A 16,144-nucleotide genomic window follows, 5' to 3' on the forward strand; every position below is an offset into this window, starting at 1 on the left:
ATCTGTCTGGAGAATTGCTGTGAAGGCTTGGCGCGTCAACGAACTCGGTCAACCCCGCGATGTGCTCGCGTTGGAGGAGACCGCGGATCCCACCCCGAATGCGACGGAGATGTTGGTCAAGGTGCTGGCGGCTCCGGCCAACTTCCCCGACGTCCTCATGTGCCGCGGTGAGTACCAGATCAAGCCGCCGCTGCCCTTCACACCCGGTGTCGAACTGTGTGGTGAAGTGGTCTCGGTCGGTGAATCGGTGACCAAATTCGCAGTGGGGGACCGGGTGATCGGTAATCCGAGTCTGCCGTCCGGCGGATTCGCCGAGTACTCGGTACTGGATCAGAACAACACGTTCCCGGCGCCGTCGGCTCTCGACGACGCGGAAGCATCCGCTCTGAGCATCGGCTATCAGACAGCGTGGTTCGCTCTGCATCGCCGCACCCAACTGCTCGAGGGTGAGACGTTGTTGGTCCACGCTGCTGCGGGTGGTGTCGGTAGTGCGGCAGTGCAACTCGGCAAGGCGGCAGGCGCCAAGGTGATCGGTGTCGTCGGCGGCCCGGACAAGGCCGAGTACGCGCGCAAGCTCGGCGCCGACCTCGTCGTAGACCGTCACAGTGAGGACTTCGTGGCAGCGGTCAAGGAGTTCACCGGCGGCAAGGGCGCCGACGTGGTCTTCGATCCGGTCGGCGGCGACGCATACGCGAAGTCCACCAAGTGCATCGCCTTCGAGGGACGGATCGTCATCATCGGCTTCGCCGGTGGCACGATCCCGCAGCCGGCACTCAATCACGCTCTCATCAAGAACTATTCGATCATCGGACTGCACTGGGGGCTGTACAAGGCCTACAACCAGCAGGCCATCGACGACTGCCACGTCGAGCTCACCAGGCTCGCCGATGCCGGCTTGGTCAAACCACTGATCAGTGAGCGGCTGTCGTTGACGGACGTTGCCGACGGTATCGGTCGCCTCGGCGACGGCACCACGGTCGGTCGCGTCGTGTTCCAGCCCTGATTCTTTGCTGTGCGCCTTTATTAACCCCCGGCGGTTAATAAAGGCGCACAGCACTTCGTGTTCGACGAAAGGATTCCCCGATGAGGCAAGCTGTCATCGTTTCCACCGCCCGTACCCCGATCGGTAAGGCGTACCGCGGCGCGTTCAACAACACTCAGGCTCAAGAGCTTGCTGCACATGCCATTTCGAATGCAGTTCAGCGCGCGGGCCTCGAGGGCGGCGAGGTCGAGGACGTCATCCTCGGCGCCGCGCTGCAGCAGGGCTCTTCCGGCGGCAACGTCGCGCGGCAAGCGGTACTGCGGGCCGGGCTTCCGGACTCGGTTTCCGGAATGACGATCGACCGTCAGTGCTCGTCCGGGCTCATGGCCATCGCGACCGCAGCAAAGCAGATCGTGGACGACGGAATGCAGATCGCGGTCGGCGGCGGAGTCGAATCGATCTCGTTGGTCCAGAACGATCACATGAACAACTTCCGCGCGGCTGATCCGTGGCTGAAGGAAAACAAGCCGTCGATCTACATGCCGATGCTGCACACGGCCGAGATCGTCGCCGAGCGCTACGGAGTCACCCGCGAGCAGCAGGACGAGTTCGCGCTCGTCTCCCAGCAGCGGACCGCAGCGGCCCAGGACGCAGGTCGGTTCGATCTCGAGATCGTCCCGCTGCCCTCGATCAAGCAGGTGCAGGACAAGGAGACGGGTGAGATCCGCAGCGAGTCCGTGACGCTGACCCGCGACGAAGGCAACCGCGCTTCCACCACGTTGGAAGGGCTGTCGAGTCTGCGACCGGTTCTGGCCGACGGGACTGTCAGTGCTCATTCGTCCATCACTGCGGGCAACTCGTCTCAGCTCTCCGACGGCGCTTCGGCGTCGGTGCTGATGGAGGCAGGCGAGGCGGAACGCCGCGGGTTGGCGCCTCTCGGTATCTACCGTGGCATGGCTGTCGCGGGTTGCGCTCCCGACGAGATGGGCATCGGACCGGTGTTCGCGATTCCGCGTCTGCTGGATCTTCACGGCCTGAAGGTCGACGACATCGATCTCTGGGAACTCAACGAGGCCTTCGCCTCTCAGGCCCTGTACTGCCGCGACAAGCTCGGGATCGATCCCGAGAAGTACAACGTCGACGGCGGCGGTATCTCCGTCGGCCATCCGTACGGAATGACGGGGGCTCGTCTGGTCGGCCATGCTCTTCTTGAAGGAAAACGGCGCGGAGCCAAGCTCGTGGTGGTGACCATGTGCATCGGCGGCGGTATGGGTGCTGCCGGGCTTTTCGAGGTCGCATGAGCTTGATCGAGGGACTGTTCGACGTCAGTGGCAAGACCGTTGTGGTCACCGGTGGATCACGCGGCATCGGATACATGATCGCTCGCGGGTTTGTCGAAGGCGGAGCGACGGTCGTCATTTCGGCCCGAAAAGCCGAAGCCTGTGACGAAGCCGCGCGAGAGCTTTCGGAGTTCGGCACCTGCATTTCGCATCCGGCCGATCTGTCCACGGACGAGGGGGTCGAGAGCCTCGCTGCGAAGGTCGCCGAGATTTCGCCGACGCTCGACGTACTGGTCAACAACGCCGGTGCCACGTGGGGAGCTCCCGTCGACGATTTTCCGGCCGCAGGCTTCGACAAGATTTTCGACATCAATGTCAAGGCAATCTTCCTCCTGACGCAGAAGCTGTTGCCGCAGTTGCGGTCTGCAGCCACGGCGGAAGATCCCGCGCGCGTGATCAATATCGGATCGATCGACGGACTCGTGGTGTCGGGTTCGGAGAACTTCTCGTACGGAGCCAGTAAGGCTGCGGTGCACATGTTGACGCGCAAGCTCGCGGCAACGCTTGCGGGGGAACAGATCACGGTCAATGCCATTGCGCCGGGCCCGTTCCCGTCGAAGATGATGGCATTCCTCCTCGAGGACGAACAGAGTGCAAAGGCTGTGGCGGACTCGGTCCCGTTGGGCCGGGTCGGAACTCCCCAGGATGCCGCAGGTCTTGCCATCTTCCTGGCTTCACGTGCCGGGGCTTATCTGACCGGCGCGGTGATTCCACTCGACGGCGGTGCGAGCGGAGCGCGCTGACCTACTGACCGATCTCCTCTGTCCCAAAAGGCCTGAAAGTCTGAACTACTATGACGTTCAGGCCTTTTCGTCCCTTTGTCTGATTGGGTTGTCTGTGACTGCAGTTGCTAGATTATCCGAGGTTCGGGGGGAACGACGACGACAACACCAACAATCCCGGCCTTGGGGGAGTCATGTTTCGCGCGGGGAGATCGTTGGGGGTGTTCGGGGTAGTTGCTGCTCTGGCAGCTGCTGCCGTCACGGTGGTGGCTTCGCCGGCGATGGCTGCGCCGGGATGCGTCGGAGTCAGTGGCGTCGGTAGTAGCGGTGGTCCGGCCAATGCGGCGCCGTGGCTCAACGGCAACACCGGAGGGTTGCCAGGTCTGTCCGGTCGTACTATCGCGATCGAAAAAGTCACCGGCACATACAGTCCCAACAAGACAGTTGATCGCTTCAATGTCCTGGGTACCGACCTCGGCATCATGTGGGACAACGGTGCGGGGCAGATTCTGACGGCTTTCGGCGATACCACCGGGCTAAGTCGTAACCCCACCTGCGACGGTTTGGTGGGCGAGTGGCGAAGTAATGTGCTCTTCCGCAGCTCGGATCGGGTACTCGCCGACGGGATGCGCATCGACAGCGCGCCGAAGGACGGTACCGGTCAGGCGCGTGAGATCATCTCCGGTCTGAAGATTCCGGGCGTCGAGGCCTCCAGCATCCCCACGAGCGGCATCGCAGTGAACGGTGTGCAGTATCTGAGCTACATGTCGGTGCGCAACTGGGGCGAGGCCGGGCAGTGGAGTACAAACTACTCACAGATTGCTACCTCCTCGGACAACGGCGAGACGTGGACCACTCGTCCGGAAACTCTGCGCCCCAACATCGGTGGGGTTCTTCCCCCGGGTGTCGCCCCCGTCGCCGGTAGCGAGAACTTCCAGATGAGCTCGATGGTGAAGGACGGCGGGTTCGTCTACAACTACGGAACCCCCGCGGGACGATCCGGCGAGGTTCGACTTTCTCGCGTGCCCGAGGGGGCGATCCTCGATCTTTCCGCCTACGAGTACTGGAACGGAAACGGCTGGATCCTTGCCGATCCCGCTGCGGCCGTACCCGTCATGGACGGCCGCATCGGTGAGGTCGCCGTTCAGTACAACGAGTTCCTCGGCAAGTTCGTGGCGATGTACGCCGACGCGTTCAGTTCGATCGTGATGCGAACCGCTCCCAGTCCGGTCGGTCCGTGGACGGCACCGGAGACACTGGTCAATCTGGTCGAGGTTCCCGGTATCTACGCCGCATACATCCACCCGTGGTCCAGTGGTTCGGATCTGTACTTCCTTGCCACCACGTGGGCCGACTACAACGTCATGTTGATGCGTACGACGCTCCTTCGCTGATCCGGCTCACGCTTGCGTTTGCTGGAGATACACGATCTCCTCGGTGATCGGCGCGTCGTCGTCGGTCGGCGGTTCTTGTCGGCGGCGCCACCAGATGGTGAACAGGACGGCTCCGATCACCAAGGCAGCCAGAGCGATTACCGCCACCCAGAATTTCGGGCCGTAGTATCCGACAAGGACCATGCGCATGGCGTTGCGCGCCCACGTGAGTGGCATCAGAGCGTGCAGCCACTGCAGAACCGTCGGCATCTGTTCGATGGGGTACACCGCGCCGAAGGCGAAGATCTGAATCATCAAGGCGCCCAAAGCGATGAAGGTTCCGTTGACGGCTCCGAACACAACGGTGAAGAGCCTGCCCGAGCTGACCGCGGCGGCACCCACCAGGATCATCACTGCGATCATCGCCAGGACACTAGGTGGTTCGACGTTTGCCACGGTCAGTGACACCACCGACAACACGAGCGCCGCGATCAAGGTGACCAGGGCGGGAATGCGGTAGCGGCGCAGCCCCTCACGTACCACGCTGGTGTGCGAGTTCAGTGAACGTCCGCGTCGTGGGCGGACGACGAACCACGTGAGAATTCCGCACAGGAACAGTGCCACCGAGATCACGGCAGGGACGGCTCCCGGTCCGAAACCGGCTGCGGGATAGTTGTTCCGCGCGTCGACGGCAACCGGGGACGAGAGAAGATTGGCCGTGGTGGCGCGCTCGTCGTCCGTGAACTGCGGCACCTGGGCGGCACCGTCGGACAAACCGGTGGCGAGTTCCGCGCTGCCCGCGTCGAGCTCGCCGACGCCGGCCGATAGCTGCCCGAGACCGTCACGGAGCGCAATACTTCCAGTGTCCAACTGCCCCAGCCCGGTGGAGAGTTCCTGTGCACCGGTAGCGAGTTGGCCTGCACCGTCGGACAGTTGGCCCAGGCCGGTGTTGAGTTCACCTGCACCGGCCGCGGCGGCAAGGAGCCCACCACGGTAGTCGCTGCTCGGATCAGTGAGCTGCCGCGAGATTTCCCGCGCGCCGTCGCGAAGCTGACCGAGCTGACCGATCACGTCGTCGTCCGACGGTTGTGCAGTCAGGGAAGCCCGCAGTCCACCCAGGGCTTCGACGAGTCCGGCGGAGACCGGATCGGCCGAGTTTCGAAGCATCGACGTGAGGGCGTCGATCTGACCGACGACGGCGTCCGAGGACCCCGCGAGGTCGAGTACCGGGGTGGTGACCATGTCGACCACTTCGCTGATCTGTCGGGCGCCTGCGCCGAGTTCGTCGGTGCCCCCGACCAACTGGTTGAGTCCGCTGCTCAGCTCGCCCGAGCCTGCAGCAGCTTCGCGAGCTCCGGCAGCCAGCTCGCCGGCTCCGGCGGCCAGCTCCTTGCCGCCCTGATTTGCTTCGCCCATGCCGGTGGCGAGTTCCTTGCTTCCAGCGTAGAGCTCGTTGGTTCCGGCAAGCGCTTCGGAGGATCCATCGGACAGCTGTTGCGCTCCTGCTGCTGCTTCACCGAATCCTGTTCCGAGTTCACCCAACCCGACCAGCACCTGGTCGATGGACTGCTCGCCGATCGACTCGGAGACCGCCGAGCGCACCTGAGCGATGATGCTTTCACCGACCGGGCCGGCGACCAGACTGTTGTAGTCGTTGTACAAGACGTCGAGTTCGGCCTTGCGGCCCGAACCCGATGCGGCACTGGCCACATCCGCGCTGAAAGTTTTCGGAATGACGACCGAGAAGTAATAGGTGCCGTCGTTGACGCCGTCGGCGGCTTCCTGTTCCGAGACGACCTTCCATGCAACGTCTCCGCTCTCGACGAGCGCGGCAACAACTTCATCGCCGGCTTGCAGACGTGTTCCGTCGAGTTCTGTGCCCGCATCGGCGTTGACGATGGCGACGGGCAAGCGGTTGACCGTGTCGCCCGGATCCCACAGTGCCCACATGTAGAACGCCGCAATCGACAGCGGTGCGATGACGAGGACAGCGAGAACTGTCCGGATGATGTGCGTGCGTCGCGTCGTGGCCGCGTTGTCGACTACGGGTTGTGGCGCCATGTGGAGCTCTCTTCTCGTGGACCGAAGCAGGTGTGGCACGAAAGGGAGCCACCAAAACTGCTGGACATACGTCCAGCTCGGTCACGATACAAAGCAAACGGCCATCCTGTGACCGTTTTCGAAGAATTGGGCGTTATCGGCCGCCGTGCTCTGCCTCGATCTTTGCCCACTCCCACCCTCGGAAGTTGGCCAGACGAAGCTCCTCTGCTTCGTCGAAGGTGTACCACTCGGTGCTCGGCGCATCAGGGAGAGTGCCGCGCAAGTATTCGCCCAGGTAGTGAAGTGGGCCTTCCCAGCCGGTTCCGACGCCGTAGCAGCCGGTGTCCGGGTCGTTACGGAAGACATCGGCGACGGAGGCGTGCTCCAACTCGAGCCAGGTGGCGTCGGGGCCGTCGGCAGTCAGCCGGATCTCGACCTGATCGCTGTATCCACGATCGCCGGGCGGTGTCCACTGCAGTCGCAGCAGGTGTGGGGCGTCGCAGGCCAGGATCTCGCCACTTGCCTGGCCTTCGAAGGCGTAAGAGCCGCCCACCTGGAAGTTTCCGCTCACCGGGAGGAAGAAGCGGTTGATGCGGTCAGGGGTCGTGATGGCGTCCCAGACGTCGTCGACCGACGCGTTGTAGCGGCGCTTGAGTACGGCTGTTCGAGCCGAACCTTCGGCGATCTCGCGGTTGCCCATGCTCCGCTCTACCGCGGTGAGGCTGGTGTCCTGGTTCGCGATCTCGGTCATTGTGAGTCTCCTTCGTCGGAAGAATTCGGTTGTGAAGATCTGCTCCGCTTCGAGCCGCGTCGTTTCCCGCGTGCGAGTTCTGTGGCCAATGCGTCGAGAGGACCGCTCCAGAACTGCCGGAATCCGTCGAGCCATTGGTCCACTTCTTGCAATGGCGCGGGCTCGACGGCATAGAGACGCCTGGTGCCTTCGCTGCGGACGGTGGCGAATCCGTTTTCTCGGAGCACTCGCAGGTGCCCGGACGCGGTCGGTTGCGAGATTCCGAACTCCGCTGCCACGACTTCGGCGATCTGACCCGCCGAGCGCTCGCCGCTGGACAGGAGTTCCATGATTCTTCGCCGAACTGGGTCTCCGAGAACGTCGAACGCATGCACCAGTCATTTATATCGGCAATGGCCAATATAGGCAAGCGCCGAAACTTGTATTCGGGCGTCGGTCAGTCCGAGAGCGCGAACTCGTCGGCGTCGAAGAGTTCACCGATCAGCCCGCCGAGATGGCGTCGATGTTCGGCCGACAGTGTCGCTGCCGCCTCGGCATCGTGGTCTGCGCACAGCTCGATCAGCTTGTTGTGATGGTCGACGGAGTCCTGGCTGCCGAGAAGGCTCGAGAACTTGCGGTAGTAGATGCGGTGAATTTGTGGGTGAACCTGGTGAATCAGCTTCTTCAACAGCGGATTTGCCGCAGCGTCGATGATGACGCTGTGTAGGCGATCGTCTGCGGTCAGGGCTCGGCCTATGTCGTTTCGTTTGACGGCGGCAGCGAAGTCCTTGTTGGCCGAACGCATCGCCCCGATCATCTCGTCGGTGAGATTCGGTACAGCGGTGACGACGGCCAGTTGGTCGAGAGCTTCGATGACTGCGAGTGTTGCCTCGACGTCGCCGCGGTCGAGGGTGGTGATGCGCGTGTACGCACCAGGTTTCGCTTCCACGAGTCCGGTGTCGACCAGCCTTGCGAGCGCTTCGCGGACTGGAGTTCTGCTCAGTCCCAGATACTCGGCGAGTTCGCTGTCCTTGATCTTCGAGCCCGGCGCCAGTTCACCGGTGACGATCGCTTCGCGAATGCGTTCGAGAGCGATGTCGCTCATTCGTGCTCGCTCAACCGGTTTACCGCCACGCAACATACTGGATATCGTACTCTGCAGCCTCCCTGCTGCAGGTCAGCCCGAAACGACCATCGAAGGGTGTCTCCGGGCATCCGCAACCCGCCGGAGCAGAGCGCGGGCGAGAATTGTTGCCGGATCGATGATCTGACAGGTTGTGGCGTCGGCGGGCAGTCCGAGCGGAATCTCGGTGCACCCGGCCACGACGACCTGCGCGCCCGATTCGACGAGAAGATCAGCGGCCCTGACGAGCTTGTCGGTGGTCTCGTCTCCGACGTTGCCGCTCTTGATTGCTCGGATCGCCGGCATCACCAGTTCGTCCTGGATCGCAGGTCCGGGCACCAGGACGTCGATCGAGTATTCCGACAGCCATTGTTGATACAACCCGGTGCGGACCGTCCCCGTGGTGGCCAATAGTCCGACGGATGTGACGGCGGGTGAGAGCGTCCGGATGTGCCGAGCGACTTCGTCGATCATGTGGACGACGGGAAGTCCCAGTTGGGACGAGATGGCGGGCAGGAAGGCGTGGGCGGTATTGCATGGGATGGCGAGCGTCGTCGCGCCCGACTCTCGGAGAACGCGCGCACCGCGGATCAGCCACGGAGTGGGGTCAGGGCCGTTCTCGGTGAGTGCCAATGTCCGGTCGGGAACGGTGGGATCGGCCCAGATGACAACTTTGGGGTGCTCCTGATCCGTCGAACCTGGTGTCAGCGCAACGAGTTTGGAGTAGAAGTCGGCAGTAGCGGCGGGCCCCATGCCTCCGAGTATTCCGATGACGGGGTCGCTCATGGACGCCGGAGAGCTGGCGCTCTGCCGTATTCGTGGCACCTTCATGTTGCAATCCAACCTTTCGCATCCAATATATTGGATACTCGTAATGTTGACTACAGTGAAGGAGGTCGGAGGTAGTTGTCAAGTAAGGCGCAGTGTTCCCGGAATTGCGAAGTTCGAGAACTCAGCCGATCAGCAGGGGTTCGGTTCGCCGATCTTCACGGCCGAGAGCACGGCTTCGATTTCCCCGAAAGGACTTCCGGCAGAGGGTGTCTGATCGACGACAATCCAGTTGGAATCGACCAGTTGGCGTCGACCCGCGCCGGTTGCGTCAGCACTTCTGGAGAAGAAGACTCCGGCCGACTGAATGGTGTCCTGTGCGTCTTGAAGATTCATGCACACGACGTTGGGCATGACCGCGGGAGCTGCAGCGGGCGTCACTTCCGCGGCGACTGGGGTCGTGGCCAGTGGAGAATTCGTCGTACCGATCACCGAGGTGGTCAATGGAGCCTGAGTCGTCGTGGGTTGAGTTGTCGAGGTTGCAGTGGTGGTCGCGGTGGATGTTGATTCGGCCTCGCTGTCGGTGCTTGTTCCTGAGCACGCGGCAAGTGACGCCAAGGCGAATGCGCTGAGTCCGATGCGAACGGCAGTTGAGGGCGGGCGAATCGATGTCGAAAAGAGGTGTGGTGCGCGCACAGACGTTCCTTGTCGGTAAAGGGGCGATGAAAGCGGAGATTCGAGCGCAGAGCACATCCGACGCCGTCGATGTGCCTTATGTCGAATAGAACCATAGGCTTTCGGCACCGGATTCGAGAGGAATTGCCTACATGCATTTTCTGGAACTACGACACGCGCAGTGTGAACCCCCAGCGGCGTATTCGCCTGTCCTGGAGAGCTACGGAGACGTGCAGACTGTTCTTCTGGGCACCGACCCGCTTCCGGCACATCGACGGTTCGACGCCGTGATCGTGATGGGCGGGCCGATGGGCGTCGGCGATCAGGGCGAGGTCGAGTGGTTGGCATCCGAGATCGAATACATTCGCGATCTGGTCGAGAGCGACGTCCCGGTGTGGGGAGTGTGTCTGGGTTCGCAGTTGCTCGCCGCGGCGCTGGGTGCTCGCGTCTACACGGGCGCTGTGCCTGAAGTCGGAGTTGAGGAGATCACCTTGACTGTCGAGGGCCGGCAAGATCCCGTGTGGGGAGATCTGCCCTCCACATTTCCTGCAATGCAATGGCATTCGGATACCTTCGACATTCCGAACGGCGCGGTGCGGCTCGCTGGTTCAGCCAAGTATCCGAATCAACTCTTCCGATACAAGCAGAGTTACGCCGTTCAGTTTCACCTCGAAGCGTCCTCCGCGGTGGCGCGCGAATGGATGGAACTGGCCGAGTACCGCGATTCGCTGCATGCTTCGCTGGGAGCGGACGGTCCGCGCATCTTCATGCAGCAGTTGAGTGCAGCCGAGTCGCAGGGGCTCGAGATTGCCGCAGCCGTGATGGAGAAATGGTTGAAATCCATCTCCACCGAATAAGCCCGTTTCGTCCTGATTGACCGATTTACCTGTTACCTTGTGTTCTCGTGGGTGGATGAACCGATCCGGTCGAGCAACACACCTCGTAGAGTCCGGATCTCCCCCGCGAAAGGGGAGCGATGCGCCGGATGCGGAAGATATCGACAGCAGCAGTGACGTGTGTACTCGCGTCGACCGCGGTCTTGGGGGCGACCCAGGCCAATGCATCCCCGTGGGATTGCAATGTCACCGGGAGCTTGGATCAATCAGGTGGGCCGACCAATCCGATTCCCTGGCTCAACGGCACGGATGGCAAACTGCCGGAATTGCAAGGCCGCACCTCGGCGGTCGAGTACATCACGGGCGCGCTGAGCCCCAACCAAACCGTCGAGCGGTTCAACGTTCTCGGCACGGATCTGGGCATCATGTGGGACAACGGCGCAGGTCAGGTCCTGACAGCTTTCGGTGACACCGTCGGTATCGGATCTGACCCTCTGTGCTCCGGGGTGGTCGGCGACTGGCGCAGCAACGTCCTGTTCCGTAGCTCGGACGGAAATCTGTCCGACGGCATGAACATCGACTCCTCGCCGACCGACCGACCGAATCACTCGCGCGAGATCATCGGAAGTCTGAAAGTCACCGGCGTCGAAACCAGCAGCATTCCGACGACGGGTATCTCCGTGGGCGGCGTTCAGTACGTCAACTACATGTCGATACGTTCGTGGGGAGGGTCGGGCGAGTGGGTCACCAACTTCTCGCAGATCGCGTCCTCGCACGACAACGGTGAGACCTGGCAGATCGAACCGGCCTCGTCCCGGCCCAATCTGCCGTTGACAGGTAACGACAACTTCCAGATGGGGTCCTTCGTCAAAGACGGTGGTTACGTCTACAACTTCGGCACCCCCGCCGGACGCTTTGGCGAGGGGCGTCTCTCGCGAGTCAAGGAAGCCTCCATCGCGGACGTCGCGGCGTACGAATACTGGGACGGAAAGGCATGGGTCCCCAACAATCCCGCTGCCGCGGCGGTAGTTCTCGACGGGGATGTCAGCGAACTGTCGGTGCAGTACAACAACTATCTCGGCAAGTTCGTCGCGATGTACTCCAACGAGTGGGGAGCGCTGGTGCTGCGGACGGCGTCGGACCTGACCGGTCCGTGGAGTGCACCCGACGTAGTGATCGGCACCGACGAGGTTCCGGGCCTCTACGGCGCGTACATGCACCCCTGGTCACAGGGGCAGGACCTCTACTTTCTCGCCACCACTTGGTCCGACTACAACGTGATGCTCATGAAGACCACGCTGCACCAGTGAACCGGATGGTTATCGTTGAACGGTGAGCACCACCGACAATGCGCTACTGATCACCGCCCTTCGAGACGTGTTGGTGGGACCACTACCCGAAATCGGCCGACGATTTTCGACGTTGATCGCGGACATGGCGCCGCACACCTCTCTGGTGATCTTCACCCGTGAGTGCACCGGTAGGCCGCGCAAGGTTGCCGGGGATCCAGCTGTCGTCGATCGTGTGACCATCGCCGAACTCGACCGTATCCGTACGGATCTCACTGTCGGACAGATATTTCGGGGAAAGTGCGCTATCGCCGGCCGAGACCGTGAAGTGCTCGCGATGCTCGATCGAACAGACACCCTCCTCGTGCTGACGCCACACCCCGGACCGGTGAAGGCGGCATCCCTCGAATTGATCCAGGCACTGTTCGCGGTGACTGCAACCGGAATTCAGCTCCAGGTGCGGAACGCGAGTCCGGCATATCTCGCCGAGTCGCGGGCAGCGTCGTCCGAGCGTGCACGCACCGTGGCAGAGATGACGGAGGTGCATGCGGCCACCCTCGAGACGATGCTGGCGACGCTGCGCTCGGCGGATCTCGACGACACACGTGCGCGAACCTCGGCCAGGGAGACTGCGGCCTCGGCTCTGATCGGCCTGCGTTCGGCCGTCGACGTGCACCGCGAGTTGGCCGAAGAGTCGACCACCACCGCTTTTGCGCGGATGCGTGGGGAATTGCGTTCGCTGCTCAAGCATCGGGAAATCGCGTTGGAGTTGGTGGAGCCACCCGTCGACGGGCGTGGGTTACCCGGTGAAGTGGCGCACGGCGCCCGCGCGGTCGTCCGCGGCGCGGTCTTGGCCTTGTCGGATCAGCAGACGCTCTCGCGAATCCGGGTGGCCTGGACCCTCGACGCGGCTTCGCTCTCGATCGACATCCGCGACGACGGTGGTGGTGAAGCCGACGTGATCGACGTGGAACGCCAATTACGTTCGAGGGTAGAGACTTTGGGTGGAACCGTCGAATCCGAGTCGACGCCCGGGTGGGGGAACCGGATCAGCGCAACCATCCCGCTCGACGCGCCCGTCGCCCTACCGAACCGCGACGTCCTGACGGAACTGGCTCCGCGGGAGTTCGAGGTACTCGAGCATCTGGTGGCCGGACGGCGCAACAAGGCAATCTCGGAGCGACTCGGCGTCAGTGAGAGCACAGTCAAGTTTCATGTTGCCGGGGTCCTGCGAAAATTGGGCGTCGAGAGTCGGGGTGCGGCGGCCGCCGCGGGCGCGGAGGCCGGCGTGAAGCCTGCACCCTAGTCCTTTCGGCCAGGTCGGTCAGTCAGTTCGACCAGGGTTGCGGGCACCTGCTTCGGGCTAACCTTTCAACGAGTGCACATATCGCAATGTGAAAACACGGCGCCATGTGACGACACGTCCTCAATCGCACGAAGCCAGGAGCAAAGCCATGCCACAGCAGGTACGCGGCGTCATCGCCCGATCCAAGGGTGCCCCCGTCGAAATCGTCCCCATCACGATTCCCGATCCCGGCGCCAACGAGGTAGTGGTCGCCATTGCAGCGTGCGGTGTGTGCCACACCGACCTGACCTACCGCGACGGCGGAATCAACGACGAGTACCCGTTCCTGCTCGGGCACGAGGCGTCGGGCATCGTCGAGAGCGTCGGCCCCGGTGTCACTCACGTCGAGGTGGGCGACTTCGTCGTGCTCAACTGGCGTGCAGTATGCGGGCAGTGTCGTGCGTGTAAGCGTGGCCGCCCGCAGTACTGCTTCGACACGTTCAACGCCGAGCAGAAGATGACGCTCGAAGACGGCACCGAACTGACGCCGGCACTCGGCATCGGCGCATTCGCAGACAAGACGCTGGTTCACGAAGGCCAGTGCACCAAGGTCGACGCCTCGGCCGATCCGGCTGTCGTCGGACTGCTCGGTTGCGGCGTCATGGCCGGCATGGGTGCCGCGATGAACACCGGCAACGTCGGACGCGGTGATTCGGTGGCTGTGATCGGGTGTGGCGGCGTTGGCGACGCAGCGATCATGGGTTCACGCCTGGCCGGTGCCAATACCATCATCGCCATCGACCGGGATCCACGAAAGCTGGAGTGGGCCACGGAACTTGGTGCCACGCACACGATCAATGCGACCGAGGTCGACGACGTCGTCGAAGCAGTTCAGGAGCTGACCGGAGGTTTCGGCGCCGACGTGGTTGTCGACGCAGTCGGCCGTCCCGAGACCTGGAAGCAGGCGTTCTACGCCCGCGACCTCGCGGGAACCGTAGTGCTGGTGGGAGTTCCGACGCCGGACATGAAGCTGGAAATGCCGCTGGTGGACTTCTTCTCGCGCGGCGGAGCCCTCAAGTCGTCGTGGTACGGCGATTGCCTGCCCGAGCGTGACTTCCCCGTTCTGGTCGACCTGTACCAGCAGGGGCGTCTGCCGCTCGAGAAGTTCGTCAGCGAGCGCATCAAGCTCGACGAGGTCGAGAAGGCATTCGAGACGATGCACCGCGGCGAGGTTCTCCGTTCGGTGGTGGTCCTGTGACATTGCGAGTCGATCGCGTCGTCACCTCGGGCACGTTCAGCCTCGACGGCGGAACATGGGACGTCGACAACAACATCTGGCTGATCGGTGACGACAACGAAGTGGTGATCGTCGACGCAGCTCACACCGCGCAGCCGATCATCGACGCTGTCGGTGGACGCAAGGTGATCGGAATCGTCTGCACCCACGGCCACAACGACCACGTCACCGTTGCGCCGGAGCTGGCCGAGAAACTCGACGCTCCGATCTACCTGAACCCGGCCGACGATGTCCTCTGGGAGATGACTCACCCCGGGGTGAAGCATCTGAGCTTGGAAGATGATCAGCGTATTGCTGTGGCGGGTACGGACATTCTGGCCATCCACACACCGGGCCATTCCCCGGGGTCGACCTGCCTCTACCTGCCCGAGGCGGGGGAACTGTTCAGCGGCGACACCTTGTTCTCCGGTGGACCCGGCGCAACGGGGCGGTCGTACTCAGACTTCCCGACCATCATCGGGTCCATTCGCGACAAGCTGTTCGCGCTCCCCGCCGAGACCAAGGTTCACACCGGTCACGGCGACGGCACGACGATCGGTACCGAGGCGCCGCATCTCGAAGAATGGATCCGCGCCGGATCCTGATGTGGTCAGAAGCGAAGTGGGGACGCCGGTACCGGCGTCCCCACTTTTGTCACAACGCTGATGCCCAACCGGCGGTGTCGTTCTCACCCGGGATTGCCATCAGGCCGTGCCACAGTTCGAGGATCTCGAACCATTCTGTCTCGGATCGGCTGAGGGGACGGACGGATTCGTAGCCGGCGCGCAGGCTCTGCCGTACCGCGATCGGTGTCGGTCGCCAATCGGTGAACAGGGTGCCCAGATAGACGCTTGCCTTGGCCAGGTCGCTCACCCGGTGGTCGATCACCACGTCGTCGAAGTCGAGTACTCCGGTGGTCCGAGAGTTTCGAGTCAAGATGTTGGCTGCACGGAAGTCGTTGTGTACCAGTTGAGTTTGGTCATCGAGCTCGGACGCACGCGCCAGGAGGCCCACGAGCCTACGCGTTGCCTCAGGCGCGAACCCGCGGTCGAAATTCTCGAGCCAACCACCGATGCGCTCCTTCAACCCGGTGCTGCGCGACGAGAAAACCGATCCGTCGACATGGGTGGCGCCGAGCGTTCGGTGTATTTCTGCCAGACATGCTCCTGCCGAACGGACCGCCACGCGGTCCTGCACGTCCAACCAATCTCCCGCCAACTCCGGCAGTACGGTGAATGACACTGCGCACGAAGGCCCTTCCAGTGTTTCCCGGTCCAACAGTGTTTCCCGGTCCAATCCGTTCAGGGACGTGATTGGTGACGGAACGGGCACGCCCTGCGCGGCGAGTGCGCTCAGCAGGCGCGTCGACGCCTCCAGGTTCGCGAAGCGCTCTGTGTCGCGCGACCACTTCACCACCAGCCCACCTCGGTCGCTCGCAACCCACACAATCGCGTTCTGGTGACTGATCGCCATTCGCGAGCACTCGAGGGCCGTCAATCCCCAAGTCTGCTCGAGTACCGCCGAGACCCAATGGGTGGCTGCGCCGAAGCTGTTGAATCCGAATCGCTGCTTCAGAGCGGCTTCCGGCTCCACCGACTCCCAGAGCATGGACAACCCGAGTGGCAACATGCCGTTCGACTCTAGTGGGGGAAGTTCGAATCGAGGTGTCGATCTCGGAAGCACCCGAAGACGCCTTGGCGACAGC

General features: G+C 62.8%; 16 protein-coding genes. 9 read left to right on the forward strand and 7 right to left on the reverse strand.

The annotated features are described in order from the left end of the window. Positions 1 to 19: 19 nt before the first annotated feature. The 4 genes from YH3_RS14440 to YH3_RS14455 all read left to right on the forward strand — a co-directional run bounded on the left by YH3_RS14440 (position 20) and on the right by YH3_RS14455 (position 4,438). Positions 20 to 1,003, forward strand: a complete 984-nt coding sequence (locus YH3_RS14440) for an NADPH:quinone oxidoreductase family protein (RefSeq protein WP_003943088.1) — start codon at positions 20 to 22, stop codon at positions 1,001 to 1,003. A gap of 80 nt (positions 1,004 to 1,083) precedes the next feature. Beyond that, on the forward strand, positions 1,084 to 2,283 hold the full coding sequence (locus YH3_RS14445; RefSeq protein ID WP_007730836.1) for an acetyl-CoA C-acyltransferase: 1,200 nt from the start codon (positions 1,084 to 1,086) through the stop codon (positions 2,281 to 2,283). Continuing rightward, positions 2,280 to 3,065, forward strand: a complete 786-nt coding sequence (locus YH3_RS14450) for a RhlG family 3-oxoacyl-ACP reductase (RefSeq protein ID WP_007730838.1) — start codon at positions 2,280 to 2,282, stop codon at positions 3,063 to 3,065. Before YH3_RS14445 ends, YH3_RS14450 begins: the two co-directional genes overlap by 4 nt. A gap of 173 nt (positions 3,066 to 3,238) precedes the next feature. Beyond that, a complete protein-coding gene (locus YH3_RS14455; protein ID WP_064443623.1) occupies positions 3,239 to 4,438 on the forward strand; it encodes a DUF4185 domain-containing protein in 1,200 nt (399 codons plus the stop codon). Between the two features lie 6 nt (positions 4,439 to 4,444). Here YH3_RS14455 and YH3_RS14460 read toward each other — a convergent pair whose 3' ends face one another. From YH3_RS14460 to YH3_RS14485, 6 genes are all read right to left on the reverse strand, one after another. Continuing rightward, a complete protein-coding gene (locus YH3_RS14460; protein WP_064443624.1) occupies positions 4,445 to 6,478 on the reverse strand; it encodes a YhgE/Pip domain-containing protein in 2,034 nt (677 codons plus the stop codon). A 133-nt stretch (positions 6,479 to 6,611) separates the two neighbouring features. Next, positions 6,612 to 7,208, reverse strand: a complete 597-nt coding sequence (locus YH3_RS14465; RefSeq protein ID WP_064443625.1) for an SRPBCC domain-containing protein — start codon at positions 7,206 to 7,208, stop codon at positions 6,612 to 6,614. Next, positions 7,205 to 7,582 (reverse strand): helix-turn-helix transcriptional regulator, encoded by a 378-nt coding sequence (locus tag YH3_RS14470; protein WP_050655974.1) that lies wholly within the window; start codon positions 7,580 to 7,582, stop codon positions 7,205 to 7,207. The genes YH3_RS14465 and YH3_RS14470 overlap by 4 nt, the downstream gene beginning before the upstream one ends. 62 nt (positions 7,583 to 7,644) lie before the next feature. After that, complete coding sequence (locus YH3_RS14475; protein ID WP_019745689.1) at positions 7,645 to 8,328, reverse strand: GntR family transcriptional regulator; 684 nt, start codon at positions 8,326 to 8,328, stop codon at positions 7,645 to 7,647. Positions 8,329 to 8,364: 36 nt separating this feature from the next. After that, positions 8,365 to 9,141 (reverse strand): aspartate/glutamate racemase family protein, encoded by a 777-nt coding sequence (locus YH3_RS14480; RefSeq protein WP_225320168.1) that lies wholly within the window; start codon positions 9,139 to 9,141, stop codon positions 8,365 to 8,367. Positions 9,142 to 9,270: 129 nt separating this feature from the next. After that, positions 9,271 to 9,774, reverse strand: a complete 504-nt coding sequence (locus YH3_RS14485; protein WP_030536029.1) for a PASTA domain-containing protein — start codon at positions 9,772 to 9,774, stop codon at positions 9,271 to 9,273. A gap of 209 nt (positions 9,775 to 9,983) precedes the next feature. Here YH3_RS14485 and YH3_RS14490 point away from each other — a divergent pair, with 209 nt between their 5' ends. The 5 genes from YH3_RS14490 to YH3_RS14510 all read left to right on the forward strand — a co-directional run bounded on the left by YH3_RS14490 (position 9,984) and on the right by YH3_RS14510 (position 15,044). Next, positions 9,984 to 10,610, forward strand: a complete 627-nt coding sequence (locus tag YH3_RS14490; protein WP_007730853.1) for a type 1 glutamine amidotransferase — start codon at positions 9,984 to 9,986, stop codon at positions 10,608 to 10,610. Positions 10,611 to 10,729: 119 nt separating this feature from the next. Further along, complete coding sequence (locus YH3_RS14495) at positions 10,730 to 11,899, forward strand: DUF4185 domain-containing protein (protein WP_064074987.1); 1,170 nt, start codon at positions 10,730 to 10,732, stop codon at positions 11,897 to 11,899. Between the two features lie 22 nt (positions 11,900 to 11,921). Then, entirely contained in the window at positions 11,922 to 13,184 is a 1,263-nt protein-coding gene (locus YH3_RS14500; protein WP_003943037.1) for a response regulator transcription factor family protein, read from the forward strand. A gap of 148 nt (positions 13,185 to 13,332) precedes the next feature. After that, the gene (locus tag YH3_RS14505) at positions 13,333 to 14,421 is read left to right on the forward strand and encodes an S-(hydroxymethyl)mycothiol dehydrogenase (protein WP_007730860.1); all 1,089 of its coding nucleotides are present in this window, start codon (positions 13,333 to 13,335) and stop codon (positions 14,419 to 14,421) included. Next, a complete protein-coding gene (locus YH3_RS14510; RefSeq protein ID WP_007730862.1) occupies positions 14,418 to 15,044 on the forward strand; it encodes an MBL fold metallo-hydrolase in 627 nt (208 codons plus the stop codon). Before YH3_RS14505 ends, YH3_RS14510 begins: the two co-directional genes overlap by 4 nt. Positions 15,045 to 15,093: 49 nt before the next feature. On the opposite strand, the gene YH3_RS14515 is transcribed toward YH3_RS14510, so the two are convergent. After that, positions 15,094 to 16,068, reverse strand: a complete 975-nt coding sequence (locus tag YH3_RS14515; protein ID WP_064443626.1) for a phosphotransferase enzyme family protein — start codon at positions 16,066 to 16,068, stop codon at positions 15,094 to 15,096. Positions 16,069 to 16,144: the final 76 nt, after the last annotated feature.

Origin of the sequence: Rhodococcus sp. YH3-3 (genome assembly GCF_001653035.1) — a bacterium.
In the GTDB taxonomy this organism is placed as follows: domain Bacteria; phylum Actinomycetota; class Actinomycetes; order Mycobacteriales; family Mycobacteriaceae; genus Rhodococcus_F; species Rhodococcus_F qingshengii.

Excerpts from the sequence above, each read along its gene's own strand:
- YH3_RS14445 (WP_007730836.1), top strand. The coding sequence starts at position 1,084 with ATGAGGCAAGCTGTCATCGTTTCCACCGCCCGTACCCCGATCGGTAAG.
- YH3_RS14450 (WP_007730838.1), top strand. The coding sequence starts at position 2,280 with ATGAGCTTGATCGAGGGACTGTTCGACGTCAGTGGCAAGACCGTTGTG.
- YH3_RS14455 (WP_064443623.1), top strand. The coding sequence starts at position 3,239 with ATGTTTCGCGCGGGGAGATCGTTGGGGGTGTTCGGGGTAGTTGCTGCT.
- YH3_RS14460 (WP_064443624.1), bottom strand. The coding sequence starts at position 6,478 with ATGGCGCCACAACCCGTAGTCGACAACGCGGCCACGACGCGACGCACG.
- YH3_RS14465 (WP_064443625.1), bottom strand. The coding sequence starts at position 7,208 with ATGACCGAGATCGCGAACCAGGACACCAGCCTCACCGCGGTAGAGCGG.
- YH3_RS14475 (WP_019745689.1), bottom strand. The coding sequence starts at position 8,328 with ATGTTGCGTGGCGGTAAACCGGTTGAGCGAGCACGAATGAGCGACATC.
- YH3_RS14480 (WP_225320168.1), bottom strand. The coding sequence starts at position 9,141 with ATGAAGGTGCCACGAATACGGCAGAGCGCCAGCTCTCCGGCGTCCATG.
- YH3_RS14495 (WP_064074987.1), top strand. The coding sequence starts at position 10,730 with ATGCGCCGGATGCGGAAGATATCGACAGCAGCAGTGACGTGTGTACTC.
- YH3_RS14505 (WP_007730860.1), top strand. The coding sequence starts at position 13,333 with ATGCCACAGCAGGTACGCGGCGTCATCGCCCGATCCAAGGGTGCCCCC.
- YH3_RS14515 (WP_064443626.1), bottom strand. The coding sequence starts at position 16,068 with ATGTTGCCACTCGGGTTGTCCATGCTCTGGGAGTCGGTGGAGCCGGAA.